This window comes from Microbacterium sp. USTB-Y (assembly GCF_023703415.1).
Taxonomy (GTDB): Bacteria; Actinomycetota; Actinomycetes; order Actinomycetales; family Microbacteriaceae; genus Microbacterium.
In genome coordinates this window covers 579,059-600,155 of record NZ_JAGMTU010000001.1, presented here as the reverse complement: position 1 = coordinate 600,155, position 21,097 = coordinate 579,059, and the positions used below count along the sequence as shown (strand labels likewise).

General features: G+C 69.8%; 18 protein-coding genes and 2 pseudogenes. 5 read left to right on the top strand and 15 right to left on the bottom strand.

Features of this window, described 5'->3' with window-relative positions; all coding sequences use genetic code 11:
* The first annotated feature begins 18 nt into the window (after positions 1-18).
* The 3 genes from J8G10_RS02745 (at position 19) to J8G10_RS02735 (ending at position 2,354) form a co-directional block, all read left to right on the top strand.
* On the top strand, positions 19-789 hold the full coding sequence (locus J8G10_RS02745; RefSeq protein ID WP_251439056.1) for an ABC transporter ATP-binding protein: 771 nt from the start codon (positions 19-21) through the stop codon (positions 787-789).
* Entirely contained in the window at positions 786-1,520 is a 735-nt protein-coding gene (locus tag J8G10_RS02740) for an ABC transporter permease (protein ID WP_251439054.1), read from the top strand. Before J8G10_RS02745 ends, J8G10_RS02740 begins: the two co-directional genes overlap by 4 nt.
* Positions 1,521-1,664: 144 nt before the next feature.
* Complete coding sequence (locus tag J8G10_RS02735) at positions 1,665-2,354, top strand: MmpS family transport accessory protein (RefSeq protein WP_251439052.1); 690 nt, start codon at positions 1,665-1,667, stop codon at positions 2,352-2,354.
* 110 nt (positions 2,355-2,464) lie between these two features.
* Here J8G10_RS02735 and hrpB read toward each other — a convergent pair whose 3' ends face one another.
* From hrpB to J8G10_RS02715, 4 genes are all read right to left on the bottom strand, one after another.
* Positions 2,465-5,059: an ATP-dependent helicase HrpB gene (gene hrpB / locus J8G10_RS02730; protein WP_251439050.1), complete on the bottom strand. Its 2,595-nt coding sequence runs from the start codon at positions 5,057-5,059 to the stop codon at positions 2,465-2,467.
* Between the two features lie 74 nt (positions 5,060-5,133).
* Positions 5,134-6,717 (bottom strand): SPFH domain-containing protein, encoded by a 1,584-nt coding sequence (locus tag J8G10_RS02725; protein WP_251439048.1) that lies wholly within the window; start codon positions 6,715-6,717, stop codon positions 5,134-5,136.
* 137 nt (positions 6,718-6,854) lie between these two features.
* Complete coding sequence (locus tag J8G10_RS02720) at positions 6,855-8,201, bottom strand: HNH endonuclease signature motif containing protein (RefSeq protein WP_251439046.1); 1,347 nt, start codon at positions 8,199-8,201, stop codon at positions 6,855-6,857.
* Positions 8,202-8,323: 122 nt separating this feature from the next.
* On the bottom strand, positions 8,324-8,752 hold the full coding sequence (locus J8G10_RS02715) for a MarR family winged helix-turn-helix transcriptional regulator (protein WP_251439044.1): 429 nt from the start codon (positions 8,750-8,752) through the stop codon (positions 8,324-8,326).
* A 361-nt stretch (positions 8,753-9,113) separates the two neighbouring features.
* Between J8G10_RS02715 and J8G10_RS02710 the strand changes: the two genes are divergently transcribed.
* Positions 9,114-10,124, top strand: coding sequence for a LacI family DNA-binding transcriptional regulator (locus J8G10_RS02710; protein ID WP_292885744.1), 1,011 nt, complete (start codon positions 9,114-9,116; stop codon positions 10,122-10,124).
* On the opposite strand, the gene J8G10_RS02705 is transcribed toward J8G10_RS02710, so the two are convergent.
* From J8G10_RS02705 to J8G10_RS02685, 5 genes are read right to left on the bottom strand one after another with little or no spacing between them, the layout of a single operon-like run.
* Positions 10,104-10,976 (bottom strand): ribokinase, encoded by an 873-nt coding sequence (locus tag J8G10_RS02705; RefSeq protein WP_251439041.1) that lies wholly within the window; start codon positions 10,974-10,976, stop codon positions 10,104-10,106. The two genes, J8G10_RS02710 and J8G10_RS02705, sit on opposite strands and share 21 nt — an antisense overlap.
* Positions 10,973-11,809 (bottom strand): carbohydrate ABC transporter permease, encoded by an 837-nt coding sequence (locus tag J8G10_RS02700; protein WP_251439039.1) that lies wholly within the window; start codon positions 11,807-11,809, stop codon positions 10,973-10,975. Before J8G10_RS02700 ends, J8G10_RS02705 begins: the two co-directional genes overlap by 4 nt.
* Complete coding sequence (locus J8G10_RS02695; protein ID WP_251439037.1) at positions 11,806-12,714, bottom strand: carbohydrate ABC transporter permease; 909 nt, start codon at positions 12,712-12,714, stop codon at positions 11,806-11,808. The genes J8G10_RS02700 and J8G10_RS02695 overlap by 4 nt, the downstream gene beginning before the upstream one ends.
* A 33-nt stretch (positions 12,715-12,747) precedes the next feature.
* Positions 12,748-14,049 carry an ABC transporter substrate-binding protein gene (locus J8G10_RS02690; RefSeq protein ID WP_251439036.1) on the bottom strand — a complete coding sequence of 434 codons (1,302 nt, stop codon included), beginning with the start codon at positions 14,047-14,049 and terminating at the stop codon, positions 12,748-12,750.
* A 60-nt stretch (positions 14,050-14,109) separates the two neighbouring features.
* Positions 14,110-14,961 carry a nucleoside hydrolase gene (locus tag J8G10_RS02685; protein WP_251439382.1) on the bottom strand — a complete coding sequence of 284 codons (852 nt, stop codon included), beginning with the start codon at positions 14,959-14,961 and terminating at the stop codon, positions 14,110-14,112.
* A gap of 210 nt (positions 14,962-15,171) precedes the next feature.
* On the opposite strand from J8G10_RS02685, the gene J8G10_RS02680 reads away from it, so the two are divergent.
* Positions 15,172-16,215 (top strand): hypothetical protein, encoded by a 1,044-nt coding sequence (locus tag J8G10_RS02680; RefSeq protein ID WP_251439034.1) that lies wholly within the window; start codon positions 15,172-15,174, stop codon positions 16,213-16,215.
* Between the two features lie 132 nt (positions 16,216-16,347).
* Here the strand turns inward: J8G10_RS02680 and J8G10_RS02675 are convergent, their stop codons facing one another.
* From J8G10_RS02675 to J8G10_RS19620, 6 genes and pseudogenes are all read right to left on the bottom strand, one after another.
* Positions 16,348-16,797 (bottom strand): SHOCT domain-containing protein, encoded by a 450-nt coding sequence (locus J8G10_RS02675; RefSeq protein WP_251439032.1) that lies wholly within the window; start codon positions 16,795-16,797, stop codon positions 16,348-16,350.
* Positions 16,794-17,258, bottom strand: coding sequence for a universal stress protein (locus J8G10_RS02670; RefSeq protein WP_251439031.1), 465 nt, complete (start codon positions 17,256-17,258; stop codon positions 16,794-16,796). The genes J8G10_RS02675 and J8G10_RS02670 overlap by 4 nt, the downstream gene beginning before the upstream one ends.
* Positions 17,259-17,440: 182 nt before the next feature.
* The gene (locus tag J8G10_RS02665; protein WP_251439029.1) at positions 17,441-17,884 is read right to left on the bottom strand and encodes a universal stress protein; all 444 of its coding nucleotides are present in this window, start codon (positions 17,882-17,884) and stop codon (positions 17,441-17,443) included.
* A gap of 45 nt (positions 17,885-17,929) precedes the next feature.
* The gene (locus tag J8G10_RS02660) at positions 17,930-18,442 is read right to left on the bottom strand and encodes a hypothetical protein (protein WP_251439027.1); all 513 of its coding nucleotides are present in this window, start codon (positions 18,440-18,442) and stop codon (positions 17,930-17,932) included.
* A 33-nt stretch (positions 18,443-18,475) separates the two neighbouring features.
* A pseudogene (locus J8G10_RS19625) lies at positions 18,476-19,423 on the bottom strand (zinc-dependent alcohol dehydrogenase); the annotation flags it as partial.
* 294 nt (positions 19,424-19,717) lie between these two features.
* Positions 19,718-21,073: pseudogene (locus J8G10_RS19620) on the bottom strand (MBL fold metallo-hydrolase RNA specificity domain-containing protein); the annotation flags it as partial.
* Between the last annotated feature and the right edge of the window lie 24 nt (positions 21,074-21,097).

Below are 21,097 nucleotides of genomic sequence, written 5' to 3'. Positions count from 1 at the left end.
GGATCCATAATTCATCACATGATGAATAACGCGGTGGCGATCGAAGGACTGCGGGTGCGGCGCGGCCGGCACGACGTCTTCGACGGCCTGTCGCTGACGATCCCCCGCGGTGAGGTGACCGGGCTGCTGGGCCCGTCGGGCTGCGGGAAGACGACCCTGATGCGCTCGATCGTCGGCGTGCAGCGCGTGAAGTCCGGCTCCGTCACGGTGCTGGGGGAGGCCGCGGGATCCGCCGCACTGCGCCATCGCGTCGCCTACGGGACGCAGGGCGCGGCCGTGTACGCCGACCTCACGGTCCGGCAGAACCTGCGGTACTTCGCCGCGGTGCTCGGGGTCGGCAGAGCCGAGGCCGACCGTGTCATGGAGCTGGTCGGGCTGACCCCGTACGCCGGACAGCAGGTCGCCGCGCTCAGCGGCGGCCAGGCGAACCGCGTGTCGCTCGGGGCGGCCCTGCTCGGGTCGCCGGAGCTGGTGGTGCTCGACGAGCCCACCGTCGGACTGGATCCGGTGCTGCGGGCCGAGCTGTGGGATCTGTTCCGCGCCATCGCCGAGGCGGGAACGACGCTGGTCGTGTCGAGTCACGTGATGGACGAGGCGCTGCGCTGCGACCGGCTGCTGCTCATGCGCGAGGGGCGGATCGTGTCGGACACGACTCCGGCGGAGCTGCTCGCCGACACCGGAACGACGGATCCGGAGCAGGCCTTCCTCGTGCTCATCGCGCGGGATGCGGAGTCGGAAGCGGCGGCGCATCCGCAGCTGCGCCGGTCGCTGCGCAGGGTCGGATCATGAACGGGCGGCGGCTGTTCGCGACGGCGGGTCGCGTGCTCGCCCAGCTCCGGCACGATCCGCGCTCGATCGCGCTCATGGTGATCGCGCCGAGCCTGCTGGTCGGGCTCTTCGCCTGGCTGTTCACCGACACGAAGGGCGTGTTCGACACCTTCGGCGGGGCGATCCTCGGGCTCTTCCCGTTCATCGTGATGTTCCTCGTGAGCTCGATCACGACGCTGCGCGAACGACGCTCCGGCACGCTGGAGCGACTCATGACGACTCCGCTCGGCAAGGCCGACTTCGTGCTCGGCTATGCGCTGGCGTTCGGGCTCATGGCGGTGATCCAGGCCGTGGTGACGGTCGCGTTCGCGGTGTACGTGTGCGGCCTGACGGTGGACGGCCCCCTCTGGCAGCTGGGTCTGGTGGCGGTGATCGACGCGCTGCTCGGCACCTCTCTGGGGCTGCTCGCGAGCGCCTTCGCGCAGACGGAGTTCCAGGCCGTGCAGTTCATGCCGGTGCTGGTCTTCCCGCAGATCATCCTCGGCGGCCTGTTCATGCCGCGTGACAAGATGCCGGACGCGCTGCACGCGATCTCGGACTGGCTCCCGCTCAGTCACGCGATCGACGCGATCCAGGCCGTGACCGCCGGCACCGACGACGGGGACCTCTGGCGACCGGTGCTGATCGTGGCGGCCTTCGCCGTGGCCTTCCTCGTGCTGGCGCCGCTGACGCTGCGCCGGCGCACGTCGTGACGGATCGGATGACTTCCACTCGCGACCGCCACAGGCCCTGAATCCTCCGAACCTGTGTGGTAGCGTTCAATATCCTTTGAATCTCCCGTAAAGATCCCGGCTTACCCACACAGGAAGCGAACCATGACTTTTCAGCCTCCGATCATGCCCGAGCAGCAGCCTTTTGTGCCGCAGGAACCCCAGAAAACGGGTAGCGGCCTGGGTATCGCGGCCCTGATTCTGGGCATCGTCGCCCTCGTGGGTGCGGTCATCCCCTTCCTGAACTACGTCGCGTGGGTCGTCGGCGTAGTCGGGCTGATCCTCGGCATTATCGCGCTTGTGCAGAAGAACCGACGCAAGGGCGTCGCTGTCGCCGGAACGATCGTCTCGGGCGTCGCGATCATCCTCTCCATCGTGCTTGCGATCGTATACACGGTCGCGTTTGCAAGCGCGGTAAGCAGTGCTGTAGATTCCGCCGCGAGCACGATGCCGAGTTCCGCCCCGCAGCCCAGCGCCGACAGCACGTCGTCCGCCCCGGTGGGCGGGGAATCGACGATCGTCTATGAGATCACCGGCACCATCCCTGGTGCGACCATTACGTACTCAACATTGGACAACGGCTCTGTCCAGTCCGCGACAGCATCAGGTCAGGCGTTGCCCTGGACGAAGACGCTGACGGTCAAGAATGATGGGCTTCTTGACGCCAATGTCTTCTCTGTGAGCGTGGTCGGCGGTGCCGACAGTGGTGACATCGGCTGCAAGATCACTGTCGACGGCAAGGTCGTGTCAGAGCAGACGGCTAGCGGCCAGTTTGCCGTTGCCTCCTGCACCGCTAGCAACCTCGGTGGCAACTAACCGCTGAATTACGCAGTCTCGGGCAGCGGCGATCGCTACCCGAGACTGCATATCTGAAGCGCGTCTCGCCTCGGGCGCGGGAAGTCCCTGAGCACGGTTCAGGGCCTCGCTCATTCCCGTTTCGGCTGCAGGTCGGGCCCCGCCGCGCCGCGTGCCTCGCGCTCCGCCCGGTTCTTCGCGTGACGGGTCGGAGCCGCCTGCCACGGATCCTCCGGCCACGGATGCTTCGGGTAGCGCCCGCGCATCTCGGCGCGCACCTGCGCGTAGGGGCCCGACCAGAACGACGCCAGATCGCCGGTGACGGCGAGCGGCCGTCCCGCGGGGGAGAGCAGGTGGAAGAGCACCGGCACGCGGCCGTCGGCCAGGCGCGGAGTCTCGGCCCACCCGAAGCACTCCTGCAGCTTCACCGCGACCACGGGGCGGGCATCGGGGTCGTCGTGCGGCGGGTAGTCGATCCGGATCCGGGATCCGCTCGGCACCTCCAGGCGCTCGGGGGCGAGCGCGTCGAACTCCGCGGCAGCAGGCCAGGGGAGCAGGCGCCGCAGCGCAGGCGCCAGCTCGACCTTCGCCGTCGGGGTGCCGGCCGCGAGCGCGTCGACCTCCGGGCCGAGCCAGTCGTCGATGCCCGCGAGCAGCGCGGCGTCCGAGACGTCGGGCCACGGGGCACCGAGCACGCGGTGGAGCAGGGCCAGGCGGCGGCGGAGCTGGTCGGCCTGCTCCGACCAGGTGAACACCGCGAGCCCCCGCGCCTGGAGCGCCCGGCGCACCGCGTCGTGCCCCTCGGTGGCCGTCGGGCGCACCGGCGCCGTCGCCCGCACGATCGCTCCGACTCGGCGCTCGCGTCGGGCGGAGACCCGGGCGCCGTCGAGGTCCGCCTCGACGCGGTCGGTGATCAGGGCGGCGGCGGCGCGGTCGACCTGGTCCTCCGTGATCGAGGCCGCGGCGCGGATGACGGCGCCCGACCCCGCGGCCACCCGGCCGGTCGCGCGCGCGACGTCGGCGACGGCCAGCCATTCGGCGCCGGCGAGGGGTCCGCCGACCCCCGCCCGCGTGCCGGAGGCGAGGAGGAACGTCGCCCCCTCCGCGGTGCGCTCGACCCGCCGCGCGATGCGGGAGGGGAAGGCGAGGGCGATCACGAGGCCGACGTCGTCGATGGTGCCCCGCGCGGGGGCGTCGGCGAGGAAGCACTGAAGGCGCGACGCCTCCTGCTCCCATCGGCGGGCGTCCGGTCCGCGACCGTTCCGCAGTGCCGTGATCGCCGCGGCCACATCGCCGTCCGGGACGCGGAGGTCGCCGCTGAGCAGGGCCACCGTCTCGGCCGCGAGCCGGGAGCCGACGACCCCGCTGCCCTCGAGCAGGGCGCGGGCGAGGCGCGGGTCGACCGGGATGCGGGCCAGGGCGCGGCCCTCGGCGGTGACCCGGCCGTCGTCATCGATGGCGCCGAGGTCGTGCAGCACGCCCTGCGCGTCGGCGAGGGCGTCGGCGGGCAGCGGGTCGAGCAGCCGGAGGCCGGCGCCTCCCGGGGCGCCCCAGCAGGCCAGCACGAGCGCGGCGTCGACGAGGTCCGCGGTCGCGATCTCCGGTGCCGGCCGTGCCGGTGCCGCCGCGAACGTCCGCTCATCGAGGCAGCGGATGACCGTGCCCGGACCCTGGCGCGTGGCGCGGCCTGCGCGCTGCACCGCCGAGGCGCGCGATGCTCCGGCGGTCACCAGGCCGCTCATCCCGCGGGCCGCGTCGCGCTGCGGGAACCGGGCGAGCCCGCTGTCGACGACGAGGCGCACCCCCGGGACGGTCAGCGACGACTCCGCGAGGGAGGTGGTGACGACGATGCGGGGCGGATCCGATGCGCGGCGGCCGCGGATCACCGCATCCTGCTCCGCGGCGGGGAGGCGGCCGTGCAGCTCGCGGACGTCGAATCCGCGCGCCTCGTCGTGGAGCCGGCGTGCGATCTCCGAGACCTCGCGAGCCCCGGGCGCGAAGACCAGGACGTCGGCGGATCCGTCTTCGCGGATCAGATCCCGCGCGGCGGCCGCGGCCGTGCGGGCCACGTGGTCGAGGAAGCCGCGCGTGACGCCGCGCTCGTCCAGGCGCGGGCCGGTGCCCGGGGACCAGAGCTCGGTGAGGGGATGAGCGGGGACGGTGTGCTCGACGATCGGCGCCGGGGCGTCCGTGCCCGAGATCACGGCCGCGATCCGCGCGGCGTCGAGGGTCGCCGACATCGCGACGAGGGTGAGGTCGTCGCGCAGCTCGCGCACCTCGCCGAGCAGGCCCAGGAGAAGGTCGGTCTCGAGTGCGCGCTCGTGCACCTCGTCGATGACGACCGCGTCCACGCCGTCGAGTCCGGGGTCGCCGAGCATCCGGCGCAGCAGGACGCCCGCGGTCACGAACTCGACGCGGGTCTCGCCGCTCGCGGCGCGCTCGCCGCGGACGGTGAAGCCGACGCGGGAGCCCAGCGGGGATCCGTCGAGCTGGGCCAGGCGGCGGGCGGCTGCCCGGGCGGCCACCCGGCGCGGCTGGGTCACGATCACCCGGCCTTCGGTGCGGGATGCGAGCAGCGGCGGGACCAGGGTCGTCTTGCCGGTGCCGGGCGGGGCGCTGATGACCACGGCGGTGGAGGCGTCCAGCGCCGCGGAGACGTCGTCGAGCGCGCCGGCGAACGACAACCCTGCACCGATCGTGCGGAGGTCGAAGGCGGCGGACGTCATCGTTCCAGTCTGCCCCGAAACGGGAACGGCGCCCGGATCCGGGGGGATCCGAGCGCCGTTCGCGAGGGCGGGGTCTACTCGGTCGCCTCGTCCGCGTGCGCGGGTGCGGCGTTGCGGACGGCCGGCTGGTGCGGCTCGGCCTGGGCGACGCCCGCGCCGAAGCCGCGGCCGACGGCCTGCCCCTGGATGATGCCGGCGAGGTCGAGCCCGGTCGCGGCGTGCACGCTGTCGAACACGCTGCGGAGGGCCTTGGCGTTGTCGCCGCCGACCACGCTGGACGCGCCGTCGTCGCCGGAGCCGCCGATGATCGACACGTTGCCGATCGTGGAGTAGCCCTTGGCGAACTCCGCCATGATCGACGGCAGCACCTCGAGCACGCGCTGTGAGAGGAACGCCTCCTGGTTCGAGGCGATGGCCTTCGCCTCCGCCTCGACGGCGGCAGCGCGGGCCTCACCCTCGGCGCGGATCGCCTCGGCCTCCGCCGTGGCGCGGACGCGGCGGGCCTCGGCCTCGGCATCGGCCTGGGCGCGCAGCGAGGTGGCCTGACCGGTGGCCTTGGCGACCGCGGCGGCCGCCTCGCCGTCGGCGCGGGCCTTGTCGGACTGCGCCTGCTGCTCGGCGATGCGGGTGGACGCCTCGGCCTGCTTGACCTGCTCGATCGCGGCGGCCTCGGCCGCGCGCTCGCGGGTGTACAGCTCGGCCTGGGCGCGGGTCTCAGCCTCGTAGCGCTGGGCGTCGGCGACGCGCTTGACGTCGGCGTCGAGCTGGGCCTGCTTGTTCTCGGCCTGCTGCTGCAGCACCGCCTGCTCGGACTGCGCGCGGGCGAGCTGCTCGGCCTGCTCGGCCTCGGCGCGGGCCCGGCCGACGCCTGCGGCGGCGTTCGCGGTGTTGGTGTCGAGCGCGGTCTGCTCGACGAGGTTCGCCTCCTGGTTGGCGATGAACTTCTGGTTGATCGCACGGTCGGCGTTGGTCTGCGCGATCTCGGCCGCCTGCCGCTTCGCCTGGATCTCCGGGGCGCCGAGGGACTGGATGTAGCCGACCTTGTCGGTGATGCCCTTGATCTGGAACGAGTCCAGGATGAGGCCCTGCTCGGCGAGCTCCTGCGAGACGTCGGCGGCGATCTGGTCGGAGAACTTCTTCCGTTCGCGCATGAGCTCGACGACCGAGAGCGTGGCGACGATGCCGCGCAGGGCGCCTTCGAGCTGCTCGGTGGTGAACTGCTCGATCGCCTTGTCCTGCGAGGCGAAGCGCTCCGCGGCGCGGCGCACGAAAAGCGGATTCGACCCGATCTTCACGATCGCGACGCCGTCGACGTTGAGGGTGACGTTGTCGAAGGACTGGGCCTCGGCGTTCAACAGCACCTGGCGGGAGCGCAGCGAGATGACCTCGTGCCGCTGCGTGATGGGGTTGACCAGCGACTTGCCGTTCACGATGACCGTGACCGGGGACTCCTCGATCTCGGGGCGCGTGGATCCGTCGGCGGAGACGGTCGTGCGCTGCACCTTCTGCTTGCGGCCGGAGATGACCAGCGCCTCATCGGCCCGGGCGACCTTGATCCAGCTGCGTGCGAGCAGGAGCACCACCAGCAGGACGATGACGACGGCGACGATCGCGACGCCGATGATGATGAGCAACCCGATGAGGGTGGCGGGATCCATATGCACTCCTGTGTTCTCCGGTCGCCCGAGAGGGCGTCATGAACGACTATGCCAGACCCTATGAAACAGCCGGGAACGGCCGGGTCTGCGGGCTGAGCTCAGGCGGCGAGCTCAGGCGGCGAGGTCAGGCGGCGAGGTCAGGCGGCGAGGTCGAAGCGGGCCCTCCCTCCGGCGCGCGGCGTGCGCGCCGGATCCACGTGCGGCGGTGGGATGAACCAGACGCGGCTGTGCCGGCCCTTGCCCTCGATTCGGATCTCCCAGTCGTTATCGTGGATCCGGTGATGGCAGCTCTCGCAGAGCAGGATCCCGTTCTCGAGGTTCGTCGGACCTGCATCGCGTTTCCACCAGCGGATGTGATGGGCGCGGGTCATCGACGGCGGGAGTCCGCACATCGCACAGCCTCCGTCTCGTTCGGCGAGGGCCAGGCGCTGCGTCTTCGTGAAGAACCGGAGCTCCCGGCCGTAGTCGAGGATCTCCCGGTCGGTGCCGAGCACGCACGGGATGACTCCGCCGCTCGCGGCGAGCTGCCGGGTCGTGGCGATGCTCAGGGGGAGGTCGGATCCGTCGACGGTGGCGTAGCCGGTGCCGTCGGTCAGGTCCTTCAGGTCGACGCGGACCACGACGGTCGCGCCCGCGAGGGCGGGCGCCTCGTTCTCGCAACCGAGGGCATGGGCGCAGATCGCGCTCAGTGCTTCGGCACGCAGCGCGGCGACCGAGCGGTGATCGGCATCGGGCGAGCCCGGATCGAGCTGGGTCTTCTGCGCGGCGAACAGCGCCGACACGTAGCCGTTCACCGCGGCGACGATGGGGGCCCCGTGTGCGGCGTCGAAGTCGCCGTCGAGGTGGATCCGACCGTCGCGCTCGAAGATCGACAGCGATTGGCGGGCGCGCTGCTCCTGCTCCCGCGGGGCGACGCCGTCCGGATGCAGCCACGCCTCGGCGCGGGTGACCATACGGCGCACGTCGTCCAGGGACAGACCGGCGGCACGCTCGACGAGCGACTGCTCGGCCTCGGCGGTGCGGACGGGGCCGAGCGCGAAGCGCACCCGGTCGAGGAGGCAGATGATGGCCGCTACGGCCTGGGGGCTCAGGGTGCCGGCGGCCAGGGCGCGCTGAGCTGCGGGATACTTCGCCGGTGTGCGCTCGCCGGTGAGGCCGATACGGGGCGCTGTGGCCTCGCCGACCTTCACCAGGCGGGATGCGTCGCCGGTCGTCGCGCCGGTCGTGGTCGCGATCAGCTGCGCCGCGTTGCGGAACCCGTTCTGCTTCGCCAGCGAATCCGCGCCCAGCTCGGTGCGGGACTCGCGCGCGACGCAGGCCGCGACCTCGGCGAGCATCGCTCCGGAACGCCGGTGCAGCAGCCCGAGCGCCTCCGTCACGGCCACCAACTGGGCCCGGGTGAGGTCGTCGGCATGTTCCGCGCCGTTCCACGCCTCATCGAGACGCTGCAGCGCCTCGTGCAAAGGGTGGAGGTGTTCGGTCATGCCTCGACTCTATGCGGATCCGCGACGACCTTCGTACCTATCTACGAAGTCTGTGGAGAACTCGTCGGAGTGTCCTGCTGTGTGGATCGTGCCGTGCGGGAGCGTCTCTCACGCAGGCCCGCTCAGCGTGCGCGGAGCTTCTCCGCGAGCGTCGTCAGCGTGCGCAGCTCGTCGTCGTCGAGGGTCGACATGCGCTCGGCGATCGAGCGGCCGTGCACCGTCGCCAGCTGACGGAACGCCCGGGTGCCGGCTTCAGTCGCGTGCACGAGCGAGCCGCGCCCGTCGTCGGGGTCGGGGCACTTCTCCAGCAGCCCGCGGGCCACCATCCGGTCCACCAGACGGGAGACGCTCGGCTGGCTGATCAGCATGTTCGCGGTGACCTCGCGCAGGCGCGCGGTGTGGCTCGCGCATCGCGTCACGGTGAGCAGGACGTCGTACTCGGCGGCGGACAGCTCGGCGCCGTCGAAGTCGTTGGACATCTCCGTGAAGATCTCGTGCTGGGCGCGGAAGAGGCTCTCCCAGGCCGAGAGGGCAAGCTTCCGATCGCTCATCGCCTCAGGATATCCGCCGCCGCGGACGTCCGGCGCGAGCATGAGAGAAGGCCGGTCGGAGAGGCTTCCGACCGGCCTTTGTCCCTTGCACCAAGAGTGTCCTGCAATCACATGCGATGAGAGCCACAGCAAACTTTCACCGTGCGATCACTGTATAACGGCGGGGTAACGAAAGCAACGGTTTGGTCACGGTCTGGGTGGATTCATAGGGTCGCCCACCCGAAGATCCGGCCCAGAGCCCGGCTGCAGCATAGGGCTGGTCAGCGACGGAACTCTGTCTATTGGCGAGTCCTTCGGTGTAGGTAGGCTCGGGGCAGAGCTCGAGGAGGCGGCCATCTCAGACGAGGCTTCGATCACGCCCGTGCGTTTTCACGCGACGCGGGCAGATGTCGCACGACGTGCCGGCGTGAGTACTGCCGTCGTCAGCTATGTGGTCAACGGCGGCCCTCGCCCGGTCGCGTCCACGACCCGTGAGCGTGTGCTCGAGGCGATGCGGGATCTGGACTACCGTCCGAACGCCGTGGCCAGGGCGCTGTCGTTGAGGCGGTCGAACGCTGTGGGGCTGATCGTCCCCGACGTCGGGAACACGTACTTCGGTGCCCTGGCGCGAGAACTGTCGGATCAGGCGTTCACCGCGGGCTATGCCCTCGTGCTCGGCGACTCCAGCAACTCGATCGACCGTGAGCGAGCGCAGATCGAATCCCTCGCCAGCCACCAGATCGACGGGCTCATCGTGGTGAGCCTCGACCCTGATTCCGCGGTCGACGTCGGCGGCATACCGATCGTCTACCTCGATCAGCGCAGGCAGACCCAGCAGCGCTCGATCGTCATCGACAACGAAGGCGGCGCCCGTCTCGCCGTGGAGCATCTGCTCTGGCACGGGCGTCGTCGAGTCGCTCATCTCGGCGGCATCCCGGGGAGCCCGGGCGCCGACCGGCGTCGGGCGGGCTGGGAATACGCGCTGCGCTCCGCCCGGGTACCGCTCGAACCTGACATGCTGATCACGACCGAGTTCAGTCGCGCAGCCGGATATGCCGCCGGCGGGACGCTACTCGACGGGGAAAACCGCCCCGATGCCGTGTTCGTGGCGTCGGACGTGCAGGCACTCGGCTTGCTTGCCGCGGCCCGGGAACGTGGCATCCGCGTGCCCGAGGATCTCGCCGTGATCTCCTTCGACGGCACCGAGGACGCGGTCTACAGCGATCCGCCGCTGACGGCGATCGAGCAGCCCATCGCCGAGATCGCCCGCAAGGCGCTGCAGACGACCCTGGACCCCGCGAGCGAGATCGATGACGCCCGGATCCCCGTTCGTCTGGTGATCCGGGCGTCGTGCGGATGTGGGGCGATGGGGTCACCCCGCGGCGGGAACTGACAGGTCCTCCCCGGTCGGATACGACGTCTGCGTGCCAGGCCGCGTGGCCGCATACGCCCCGACCCTGGTGCCGAGTCGCACTGCGTCCTCCAAGGAGTCGCCGTGGGCGAGAGCGGCAGCCAGAGCCCCGGCGAAGGCGTCGCCGCATCCGCTCGTGTCGACCGCGGTGACGCGGGGCGCCGGCACCTTCTGCGGACGACCGCCGCTCGGCCTCTGGATCGCGGCTCCTCGCGCCCCCCGCGTGACGACGATGATCGCGCTGTCGGAGAGCGTTCCTTCAGCGTCTCGCGCCTGGGCGTACTCCTGCTCGTTGACGATCAGGACCAGGCGGGCCTCCCGCACGATCGCGGGGAGGTCGCGATAGGGCGATGGGTTGAGGATGAAGACGGCGTCCTGGCGGAGCGCGGCCTCGGCGGCGGCTTCGACTACCGGATCGCTCACCTCGAAGCCCGCCACGATGATGTCGAAGCCCGAGAGGCGCGACCGCACGTGCTCCGGATCGAGCGCGAGATTGGCTCCGCCGTTGACGACGATGAGGTTCTCCGCACCGTCGTCGACGAGGATGGTGGCTTCCCCCGTCGGATCCGGGACCGTCATGACGCCGGAGGCGTCCACCCCCTGGGTGGCAACGGCGTCGACGAGGAACCGGCCTTCCGCGTCGTCGCCCACCGCGCCAATGAGGCTGACGTCGGCGCCGAGGAGCGCGGCCGCCACGGCCTGGTTCGCTCCCTTCCCTCCCGGTGACAGCGAGCGTCCCGTGGCAGCAGTCGTCTCGCCCGGGGCGGGCAGACGAGGCACCCGCAGCATCCGGTCGACGTTGAGCGACCCGACGACCGCGATCCGGCGGCTCATCCCTTGAGCCCGGTGGTCGAGAGCGACTCCGTGTACTGCTTCTGGAAGAACAGCAGCAGGATCATCGGGATGATGCTCAGCACGAACGATCCGGCGAGGATCTGACCGAGATCGACCGTGAACATCGTGCTGAGGTTCGCCAATGCGATCGGGGCGAGCTGCCTCTCCGGGGAGGTGCCGATCAGCAGTGGCCAGAGATAGGCCGCCCACTGCGAGAGGAAGAGCATCATCGCCGCTCCGATCATCGCCGGCCGCGACAGCGGCAGCACGATGTACCAGAGGGTCGCGAAGCGCCCGAGGCCGTCGACCTCGGCCGCGTCGAGAAGTTCGCCGGGGATCCCGAGGAAGAACTGGCGTAGCACGAAGATGGCGAAGCCGTTCGCGAGAGCCGGGAGGATGAGTCCCGCGTACGAATCGGAGAGCCCCCAGTTCTGGAAGAGCCCGGACAGCGGGATCGCGATCGCGTCGAACGGGACCATGGCGACGAGGATGATGAAGCTGAACACGATCTTCTTGCCCGGGAAGTCGATCGTCGCGAGCGCGTACGCGGCGGGGATCGCGATCGCGAGTCCGAACAGGATGGTCGCTCCCGCCACGATGAAGCTGTTCACGAGGCCAAGCACGAATGGCCCCTGAAGCAGGTTGACATAGTTCGAGAAGTCGCCGCCGATCGGGATGAAGGCAAGCCAGGACAGCGGCGAGGTGTACTTCACGTAGGTGTTGCCTGGCCGGAGTGACGACGCGAAGACCCACCAGAGTGGCAGGAAGACCGCGATCGCGGCGAGAGCCGCCGCGCAGGTGAGGACGATGGTGCCAGTGCGGTTCTTCCTCATGAGTCCTCGTCTCTCAGCATGCGGAACTGAATCGCGACGACGATCGCGAGGATCACCATCAGCACCACCACCTCGGCCTGCCCCACCCCGATGTCGTTGAGAAGGTAGGTGCGGTTGAAGATGTCGTACATGATGAGGTTCGTAGCGCCGTTGGGGCCACCCTTGGTGAGCAGCTGAACGGGCGCGAACAGCAGGAACGAACCCACGGTGCAGGCGATGAGCACGAACGCCATCGGCCGCTTCAGCAGCGGCAGGGTGATGGCGAACAACTTCCGCCACCAGCCCGCGCCGTCGAGAGCAGCCGCCTCATAGAGCGATTCCGGGATGTCCTTGAGCCCGGCGATGATGAAGATCATCCAGTACCCGAGGGCGCCCCAGGTCACCATGATCCCGATGGAGAACGCCGCCTGGTTGGCGGAGGTGAGGAAGGGCTGCGCGGGCAGCCCGAGGCTTTTCAGTATCGCGTTGACGAGGCCGTCGGGTTGGAGGGCGGTGCTCCAGATCAGGGCGACCACGGCTCCAGGCACCGCGGCGGGCACGAAGATCAGCGATCGCCACAGGCCGACGAGCGGGATGTTCTTGACGGTCAGGAGGGCTAGCGCGGTGGCCAGGATCACGATGACCGGGTTCAGGATGAGGTTGAACACCAGCGTGACGAGCAGGGTGGCGTGGAAGCCGGGATCTCCGAACAGATAGCCGTAGTTGGCGAGGCCGTCGAACGCGGAGGTACCGCTTCCGAGCGACGTGTGCTGGAACGACTGCGACACGGCGGCGATGAGGGGGACGACCCGCATGACGATCAGTGCCAGCAGGGCCGGCGTGAGTAGGGCGAAGGCGAGAAGCGTGGCACCGCGGCGCGTGGTGCGGCGACGCGTGCCGGAGGCGGCGACCCGGGGAAGGGTCACCGCCTCCGTCTCAGTGCGAGGTGCGGACATGCGTTACTTCAGCCGACTGATCTGCGCGGAGATGTCGTCTCCGGCCTGCTTCGCGCGCGATGACGGGTCGGAGCCATTGCGGATGTCCGAGAGCATCTGGTTGGTGCCGGGCTCGAACACGCTGTATCCGACGACGTTGGGGCGGTGCACGGCGCTGTTCTGCAGCTCGTACTCCATGATGTCGCCGAACTTCGCCGTCGCTGCTCCGCTGCTCGCGTCGATCGTCTTCACATAGTCGGCGAAGGCCTCCTTGTTCGTCGGAGTGATGCCCGCGACCTCGGCGGACAGGGCGTTCCCCTTCGGATCGATCACCGCATAGCGGAGGAACTTCTTCGCGGCGTCGGCCTGCTTCGACTTCGCGGACAGCGCGATCCCCCAGGAGTCGGTCGAGGTGGCCTTCTTCCCGCCGTCGAAGTACGGTGCCGCCGCGATGCCGAAGTCGATCTTGCCCTGTGCGGCGACGCCGGCGCCCCACGGGCCGGAGATCATGAACGCGGCCTTCCCGGTCTGGAAGAGCGCGCCGTTCTTGTCGTTCGTGATGCCGCGGGGCGAGATGCCGCTGGTGAACAGGTCGTGGTACCAGGTGAGGGCCTTCTGCCATCCCGCATTGGTGAAGTCGACCTTGCCCTCGGCGGAGATCCCGTCGCCTCCGCCCGCGGATGCCGCGACCATCTGGAACTGGTAGTAGCTGTCCCACTGGTCGAACAGGAACGGATACTCGGCGGCGCCGGCATCCTTGACCTTCTGTGCCGCCGCCGTGAGCTCCTCATACGTCCACGGCTTCGACGGGTCGTCGCCCGGTGCGGTCACGCCGGCCTTGTCGAGGATCGACTTGTTGTAATAGAGGAACTGGGAGGTCGTCCAGGGCTCGAGTGCGTATAGCTTGCCATCTACCTCCCGCGCCTGAACCATGTCCTTGCTGACCGCGGCGGCCTCGGCATCCGACCTCAGGTCGCTGATGTCCGCGAGATAGCCGCGCTTCTGCCAGTCGACGATCGCCCCTCCCGCATCGACCACGAACGCGTCGATCCCGCCGCCGCCCTGGCCCATGCGCTGGTTGATCGTCGAGGTGTACTGGGCGTACGGGATGTTGAGCTGCTTGACCATGATGTTCGGATTCGCCTTCTCGAATCCCTTGATGACCTTGTCCCAGGTCGCCGACGGATCGGCATTGGCGAAGGTGATGGTGATCTTTTCGGTGCCGCCGCCACCATCAGCGCCTGCGGAACTGCAGCCGGTGATGGCGAGTGCGGCGGCCAGCGTCAGCGCACCGGCGGCGATGACGCGGTTCGTGCGTGTGGACATTCGGGATACTCCTCTTCGAGTGTTGTGCAAGGGGTTCGGGTGGGAGGGGGAGGGAAGCGATCAGGCCGCGTCTGCGGGGGCCGCGGCGGCGGTGAGGATCCGTCGGACGATCTCATCCTTGACGCCGTCAACGTCCAGATCGGTGACGATCCGGTGCGGCCCCGCCTCGTCGGCGGAGAACATGGTGAGGCCGTCGTCGTCGACCGTGATCCGGCCGCGTGCCGTCTGATAGAGGTCATGGCGGGCCAGTGCGAGGATGGCGACAGGGTCATGCGGCGTGTTGTGGCTTTGATCGGCGAACTCCCAGAACCGGCGCATCTCGGCGCCGATCAGTGCACCGAGCGGACCAGCGGCAGTGATCCGGTCACGATCGTCGGCATACAGGCGCACTCGCTCGGTCTGGTCGAGGCCCACGGCGAGGACCTCGGCGGTCGAGCCGAACACCTCCTGGGCTGCGGTGACGTCGCAGCGGATGTTGTGCTCGACGATGCCCTGCTGGAATTCGCCTCCCATGAGCACGATCTGCCGCACGGAATGGGGCTGCCGCAGCGCCGCCGCGACGTTCGCGAGGGGCGCGATCGCGGCGATCGTCGCCGTGCCGCTCAAGTCGGCGATTGCGTCCCTGCCCTCGGTGAAGACCTGGTCGGCGAGGTCGGAGATGGTCTCACCTTCGTGACCCGGCCACCACACTGGGCGCCCGGACAGAGTCTCGGCGAGCCCGGGAACGATCGGCGGTGCGGCGATTCCGAGCACGGCGTAGACCTTCGCCGCGATCCTGGCACGCAACGCGACGTCCCCGTACGCGGTGACGATCTCGGAGACGGACAGCTCGGGCGAGCCGAGGACCATCGCCAGGGCGAGAAGATCGTCGACGTCGGTGCCGATATCGGTGTCGAGCGCGAACGAAGCCATCGTTTCCACGGGGCCTGCTTCCTTTGATCGAGGCGGAGAGATCTACCCGGGTAGACATGACGACCTTATCCACGGGAAGTGCTTCGGCGCAACATCTTGTTCCCCATGGTCTACCCGGGTAGCATCCACTCCAGCTTCCAGACGTTGGAAGCGGAAGGGACAAAGATGTCGCACCACATCCGTCAGGGATTCACTGGCCGACGCAGGGTCGTGACCATGCTCATCGCCGCCGGGCTTGTCCTCGGCTCGGCGCCCGCCGCGAACGCCAGCCTCACCTGGTCGACGCCCACCCTGGAGTACGATCCGACGACCGTTCAGACGACCGCTTACAGTTACGCGCCCGACCTGGTCCCCGGCACCACCGATCGGATGTGGAGCTGCCAGAGTCGGAGCTCCGGGACCATTCGCGACGACATCTTCGAGACCAGACTCAACGGCTCGACCCAGATCTCTAGTGCATCGGTGCTCGCGGGCAGTGGATCCGGGTGGGACTCGTTTCACAACTGCGACCCTTCCGTCGTCGCCGTGAACGCGACGATCTCCGGCTTCGGTTACAGCTACGCGTTGTTCTACACGGGAAACGACGCCGATTGTTCTTGCCATAACCAGATCGGGGTGGCCTTCTCCTCGTCGCTCGACGGGCCATGGGTGAAGTACCCGAATCCCGTCATCGCCTTCGATTCCTCGAAGGCGACCTCCCTCTGGGGCGAAGGCCAGCCCAGCGTCACGACGATCGATCCCAACGCCGGAACCGTCGTGCTGACCTGGACCTCGGGCTACACCAGCAACCCGGCAGACTCGACGGGGAACTTCGCGCAGGTCAGCTTCGCCACCGGCACCCCCGTCGTCAGCGGCCGGCACACCATTCAGACCACCGGTCTTACTGATCTCAACGGCGCACAGGACTACCTCAACAACTTCGACATCGTCTACTCGACGACCCGGGACACGTTCTACATGATCCGAGAGGCTCACCCGTACCCCTCGACAAGCCCGAACTACATCTCCAGCACGGTCCAGGTCGCAAGCATCCCCGGCGCCGGCATGTGGTCTGGGACGGGATCGTGGACGGTGCAGTCGACTATCGGCAACAGCGTCAGCAGCGCTGCCCGCATCCACAATCCCGGATTCTCACGAACGATCTACGGCACGCTCCCGAACGAAGCGAGTCTCACCGCCCTCTTCACTACCGCGACCCTGGATCCGAACTCGCTCTGGACCTACAAGATCTGGAAGACGAGCTCAACGCTGTGACAACGCGCCCTCCGGCTCGTCCGAGATCGCGTGCGGCTCTTCTGGCCGCCAGGACGCGCTTGATATCGCTGGTTGGGATGATCACAACAGGTCGCCCACCCGAAGCCGCGCCGCCCCCTCCCGCTCGCCCCCTCACGACGCGGCGGGGTGCTGCTTCCAGGTCTCTGCGGCCGGAGCAGGGGCCGGAGAGGAGAGCGCCCGCGCCTTCAGGGTCTCGAACTCGGCCTCGGTGATCGTGCCGTCGTCGCGGAGCGCCTTGGCCCGGGAGATCTCCTCGGCGGGCGTGCTCGCGTGGGGCATCCGGCGCAGGAAGTCGTCGGTGGCGCGCCACCGCTGCTCCGCCTCCCGGTTCGCGCGGGCCTGCATGCCCGGTCCGCGGAAGATCAGGTACGCGAGCAGCGCCACGAGCGGGACGAAGACGAGTCCGATCACCCACAGCGCTTTCGCGACGCCGCCGAGCGTGTGGTCCCGGAACAGGTCGGCGACCACCGCGAACAGCGCGAACAGGTAGGCGGCGAACGCGACGATCGCGAACATCGTCCAGGTCAGCGACCAGAAGCCGTCGTAGCCGTACAGCATCATGACGACACCTCGGTCTCGCTGTCGGCCCGGCCGTCCTGGGGGCGGACGACGAGGACGGGGGAGTGCGCGTGGCGGACGCAGGCGGCGCTGACCGAGCCGAGCAGGAGACCGACGAAACCGCCGTGCCCGCGGTTGCCGACGACGAGCATCTCGCAGCTCCGGCTCATCTCGATCAGCGTCGCCGCCGGCATGCCGCCGACGACGGTGCGCGTCAGGCGAGAGGGCGGGGTGTCGCCGAAGGCGCGGTCGATCGTCGTGGACAGCGTGTCCTCCGCGACGATCTCGGGCGTCCACTCCACCACGAGTTCCGCGCCGGTGATCGACGAGTAGTACCAGGTGGTGACGGCTTCGAGGGGGACGTCGAGCGCGTCCGCGAGGCGGGCGGCGTAGCGCAGGGCCGCGACGGAGGAGTCCGATCCGTCGATGCCGACGATGATCCGGTGGGTGTCGATGGTGTCCATGACCCGAGGCTCCTCCCTGCCGGCGTCCCCCGGCGGGACGAAAGTCACCCGGAGCCGGAGCCGGAGCCGGAGCCGGAGCCAGAGCCGGACTCGGAGCCGGAGCCGGGGTCGAGGCCCGTGGGCGGGCGCGACCGGGCGGCGCGCTCAGCCCTCCGCGTGAGGCTCAGTCCTCCGCGTGAGACTCAGCCCTCCGCGTGAGGAGCATGCGGGCGGACGACGAGGACGGGGGAGTGCGCGTGGCGGACGCAGGCGGCGCTGACCGAGCCGAGCAGGAGGCCGACGAAACCGCCGTGCCCGCGATCGCCGACGACGAGCATCTCGCAGGCCCGGCTCATCTCGATCAGTGTCCGCGCCGGAGGTCCTGCGGCCACGGTGCGGACGAGACGGGCGGGCGGAGCATCTCCGAAGGCGCGGCCGACGGCGTCGGCCAGAGTGTCCTTCGCGTCCTCGTCGGGCGTCCAGTCCATCATGACCCTGGCCTCCGTCGCCGACGAGTAGTGCCAGGTCGTCACGGCCTCCAGCGGCAGGTCCAGGGCGTCGGCGATCCGCGCGGCGTAGCGCAGGGTGGCGACGGAGGAGTCCGATCCGTCGACGCCGACGATGATCCGGTTCGCGATCGTGTCCATGACCCCTACGTTCCCTCGGTGCGCACGCGGACGTCGGGACGAAAGTCACCCCGGTCCGCCCCCGCGATCCGGGCTCGGCTCTGCGCGCTCGGATCGCTTCTCGGCGTCCAGCCGCTCCAGCACCTCCCGCTGCCCGGCGAGCAGGCGCAGCTGCTCCTGCTGCAGATTGGTGAGATAGGTGAGGGTGCGGTGATCCGCCTCCGCCTTCGCATCCTGCTGGGACTGGATGACGTTCTGGCCGACCATGATCACCGGCAGCAGGACGAGCTGCAGGAAGTTCTGCGAGATCCAGGCGATGAGCGTGATCATGCTCGTCGTCACGATCCACGACGGGAACCACGACCTCAGCCCCGGGGAGAACGCGACGAGGATCGCGGGCAGGGAGAGCAGGGAGAGCAGGGCGAACGCGTAGGCCGACCACATGGATCCCATCACGGCCGTGATCCTCACGGCGAGGCGGGTGTTGAAGCGGGTGACGGCCGACGTCGGCGCGGCGCGCAGTTCGGCCGGGTGCACCACGTACGCGTTCGGCGCCGGCCGGCCTCCGTCCGAGCTCATCCCGGCCTCCTGTCGGTCCGCCGTCATCGTGCGTCAGTCCGCGTCCTCGACGTCGAAGTCGAAGACGAGGCGGGCGGGCACGGACCCGTCCAGCACCTCCTGCATCGACGCGGCCGCCGTGGACAGGTCCCGCGTCTGGGCGACGACGGTCGTGCGTCCGAGCGCGTGCAGCCGGAAGACCTCGGCGAGATCCGCCCTGGTGCCGACGATGGATCCGATGATCTCGATGCCGTTCAGCACCGTGTCGAAGACCGGGAACGTCAGGCTGCCGTCCTTCGGCAGGGACACGAGCACGAGCCGCCCGCCGCGGGCGAGGGCCCGGTACGACTGGTCGAACACGGCGGGGGCGACGGCGAGCACGATGCACGCGTCCGCGCCGCCGAGGGCTCTGATCGCCTCCACGGGATCCGACTTCGCGGCGTCGACGACGTGGTCGGCGCCGAGCATCGTGGCGAGCTTCAGCTTCTCCTCGCTCACGTCCACGGCGATCACCTCCGCCCCGACCAGCCGCGCGTACTGGATCGCGAGATGGCCGAGCCCGCCGATCCCGAACACCGCGACGCGCTCGGACGGGGTCACCCGCGCGGCCTTGATCGCCGCATAGGTGGTCACGCCCGCGCAGGTGAGCGGGGCGGCATCGAGGGAGGTCACCGATTCGGGGACGGGCACCGCGAAGCGGGCGTCGACGACCGCGTACTCGGCGTGCGCGCCGTTCACCGCGTACCCGGTGTTCTTCTGCGCGAGGCAGAGGTTCTCGCGCCCGGTCACGCAGTACCGGCAGGATCCGCACGCGGATCCGAGCCAGGCGAGCGCGACCCGCGTGCCGATCGCGGGGGCGGAGACGCCGGCGCCGAGCCCGTCGACGCGGCCGATGCCCTCGTGCCCGGGGATGAAGGGCAGCGACGGCTTGACCGGCCAGTCGCCGTGCGCCGCATGGATGTCGGTGTGACAGAGGCCGCTCATCTCGATGCGCACGAGCACCTGGCCGGGGCCGGGGACGGGCACGGGCACCTCCTGCACCGCGATGGGCTCCGTGAACGACGAGACGACCGCGGCGCGCATCGTCGCGGCCGGCGCCTGCGCCCCGTCCACCGCTGCCGCGGGGGCCGGGGAGGCTGCGGGCGCACGCTCGCCGCGGGCGGCCTCCGCGCCGCGGGCATCCTCCGCACCGCGTGCGTCCTTCGCACCGCGGGCTTCGCCCTCCGCACCGCGGACGGAGGGCTCCGGCGCCGTCGCGCCCTCCGCCGTCGCGCCCTTCGTGCGTCCGAACCCGCCCAGCGGGACGACCTCCTCCAGCCGAGGCACCCGCACGTTCCAGTCGAGATCCCGCCGGATCCGCCGGCGCAGCGCATCCGCGGCCGTAGGCTCCCCGTGCGTGAGGAAGACCTGCGCGGGGGCCTCGGGTGCGGTGCGCATCCACTCGACGATCTGGCCCGCATCCGCGTGCGCCGACATCATCTCGAGCGAGTGCACCTCGGCGAGGATGGGGATGTCCTGCCCGTAGATGCGCAGGGTGCGCTCGCCGCGCTGCAGTGCGTCGCCGCGTGTGCCGCCGGCCTGGAATCCGGTCAGGACGATCGCGTTGCGCGGATCCGGTCCGTACGAGGCGAGGTGGTGCAGGATCCGTCCGCCCTCGAGCATGCCGCTCGCGGAGATGATGATCGCGGGGCCGCCGCGGGTGTTGAGCGCCTTGGAGTCCTCGACGCTGCGCACCAGGGTCGCCGTCTCGTACATGCGGCGGAACTCGTCGGGTGCGATGCGGTGCTCCTCCGGGTGGCGGGCGTACATCTCGGCCGCGCTGACCGCCATGGGGCTGTTCAGGAACAGCGGCACCTGCGGGATCCGCCCGGCGGTGCGCAGACGGCTGAGGTGCAGCAGCAGCGACTCCGCCCGGCCGATCGCGAAGGCGGGCAGCAGCACGACCCCGCCGCGGGCGCAGACCCGGGTGATGATGTCGGCGAGCGCCTCCTCCGCGTCGACGCCGGGGTGCGTCCGGTCGCCGTACGTCGACTCCGCCACGAGGACGTCGGTCGCCTCGAGCGCTCGCGGCGGTCGCATCAGCGGATCGTCGGTGCGCCCGAGATCGCCGGTGAAGTGCACGCGGGTGCCGTCCACCTCCAGCAGCACCTGCGCCGCGCCCAGGATGTGCCCTGCCGGGACGAACGAGACGCGGGCGTCGCCGACCTCGACGACGGCGTCGAACGGATGCGGGGCGAAGTGCTCGAGCGCCGCCATCGCGTCGCTCTCGGTGTACAGGGGCAGAGGGTGCGCATGCTTCGAGCTGTGCCGGCGCTCCGCGTAGGAGGCCTGCTCCTCCTGCAGTCGGCCGCTGTCCGGCAGCACGAGGGTGCTGAGTTCGGCCGTGCCGGTGGTGCTGTGGATCTCGCCGTCGAAGCCGTCGCGCACGAGCGCCGGCAGGTAGCCGGTGTGATCCAGATGCGCGTGCGTGATGACGACGGCGTCGATGCTCGACGGTTCCACGGGGAAGCGCGCCCAGTTACGCTCCCGCAGGGACTTGTACCCCTGGAACAGCCCGCAGTCGATCAGGATCCGGCTCCGTCCCGTGTCGACGAGGTAGCGGGATCCGGTGACCGTGTCGGTCGCTCCGAGGAATGTCAGCGTTGCGCTCATGCAGTGAGACAACACCCCGTGGAC

Excerpts from the sequence above, each read along its gene's own strand:
- J8G10_RS02665 (WP_251439029.1), bottom strand. The coding sequence starts at position 17,884 with ATGGACACGATCGCGAACCGGATCATCGTCGGCGTCGACGGATCGGAC.
- hrpB (WP_251439050.1), bottom strand. The coding sequence starts at position 5,059 with ATGACGTCCGCCGCCTTCGACCTCCGCACGATCGGTGCAGGGTTGTCG.
- J8G10_RS02675 (WP_251439032.1), bottom strand. The coding sequence starts at position 16,797 with ATGATGCTGTACGGCTACGACGGCTTCTGGTCGCTGACCTGGACGATG.
- J8G10_RS02720 (WP_251439046.1), bottom strand. The coding sequence starts at position 8,201 with ATGACCGAACACCTCCACCCTTTGCACGAGGCGCTGCAGCGTCTCGAT.
- J8G10_RS02715 (WP_251439044.1), bottom strand. The coding sequence starts at position 8,752 with ATGAGCGATCGGAAGCTTGCCCTCTCGGCCTGGGAGAGCCTCTTCCGC.
- J8G10_RS02670 (WP_251439031.1), bottom strand. The coding sequence starts at position 17,258 with ATGGACACCATCGACACCCACCGGATCATCGTCGGCATCGACGGATCG.
- J8G10_RS02725 (WP_251439048.1), bottom strand. The coding sequence starts at position 6,717 with ATGGATCCCGCCACCCTCATCGGGTTGCTCATCATCATCGGCGTCGCG.
- J8G10_RS02745 (WP_251439056.1), top strand. The coding sequence starts at position 19 with ATGATGAATAACGCGGTGGCGATCGAAGGACTGCGGGTGCGGCGCGGC.
- J8G10_RS02740 (WP_251439054.1), top strand. The coding sequence starts at position 786 with ATGAACGGGCGGCGGCTGTTCGCGACGGCGGGTCGCGTGCTCGCCCAG.
- J8G10_RS02700 (WP_251439039.1), bottom strand. The coding sequence starts at position 11,809 with ATGAGGAAGAACCGCACTGGCACCATCGTCCTCACCTGCGCGGCGGCT.
- J8G10_RS02660 (WP_251439027.1), bottom strand. The coding sequence starts at position 18,442 with ATGAGCTCGGACGGAGGCCGGCCGGCGCCGAACGCGTACGTGGTGCAC.
- J8G10_RS02735 (WP_251439052.1), top strand. The coding sequence starts at position 1,665 with ATGCCCGAGCAGCAGCCTTTTGTGCCGCAGGAACCCCAGAAAACGGGT.
- J8G10_RS02690 (WP_251439036.1), bottom strand. The coding sequence starts at position 14,049 with ATGTCCACACGCACGAACCGCGTCATCGCCGCCGGTGCGCTGACGCTG.
- J8G10_RS02685 (WP_251439382.1), bottom strand. The coding sequence starts at position 14,961 with ATGGCTTCGTTCGCGCTCGACACCGATATCGGCACCGACGTCGACGAT.
- J8G10_RS02705 (WP_251439041.1), bottom strand. The coding sequence starts at position 10,976 with ATGAGCCGCCGGATCGCGGTCGTCGGGTCGCTCAACGTCGACCGGATG.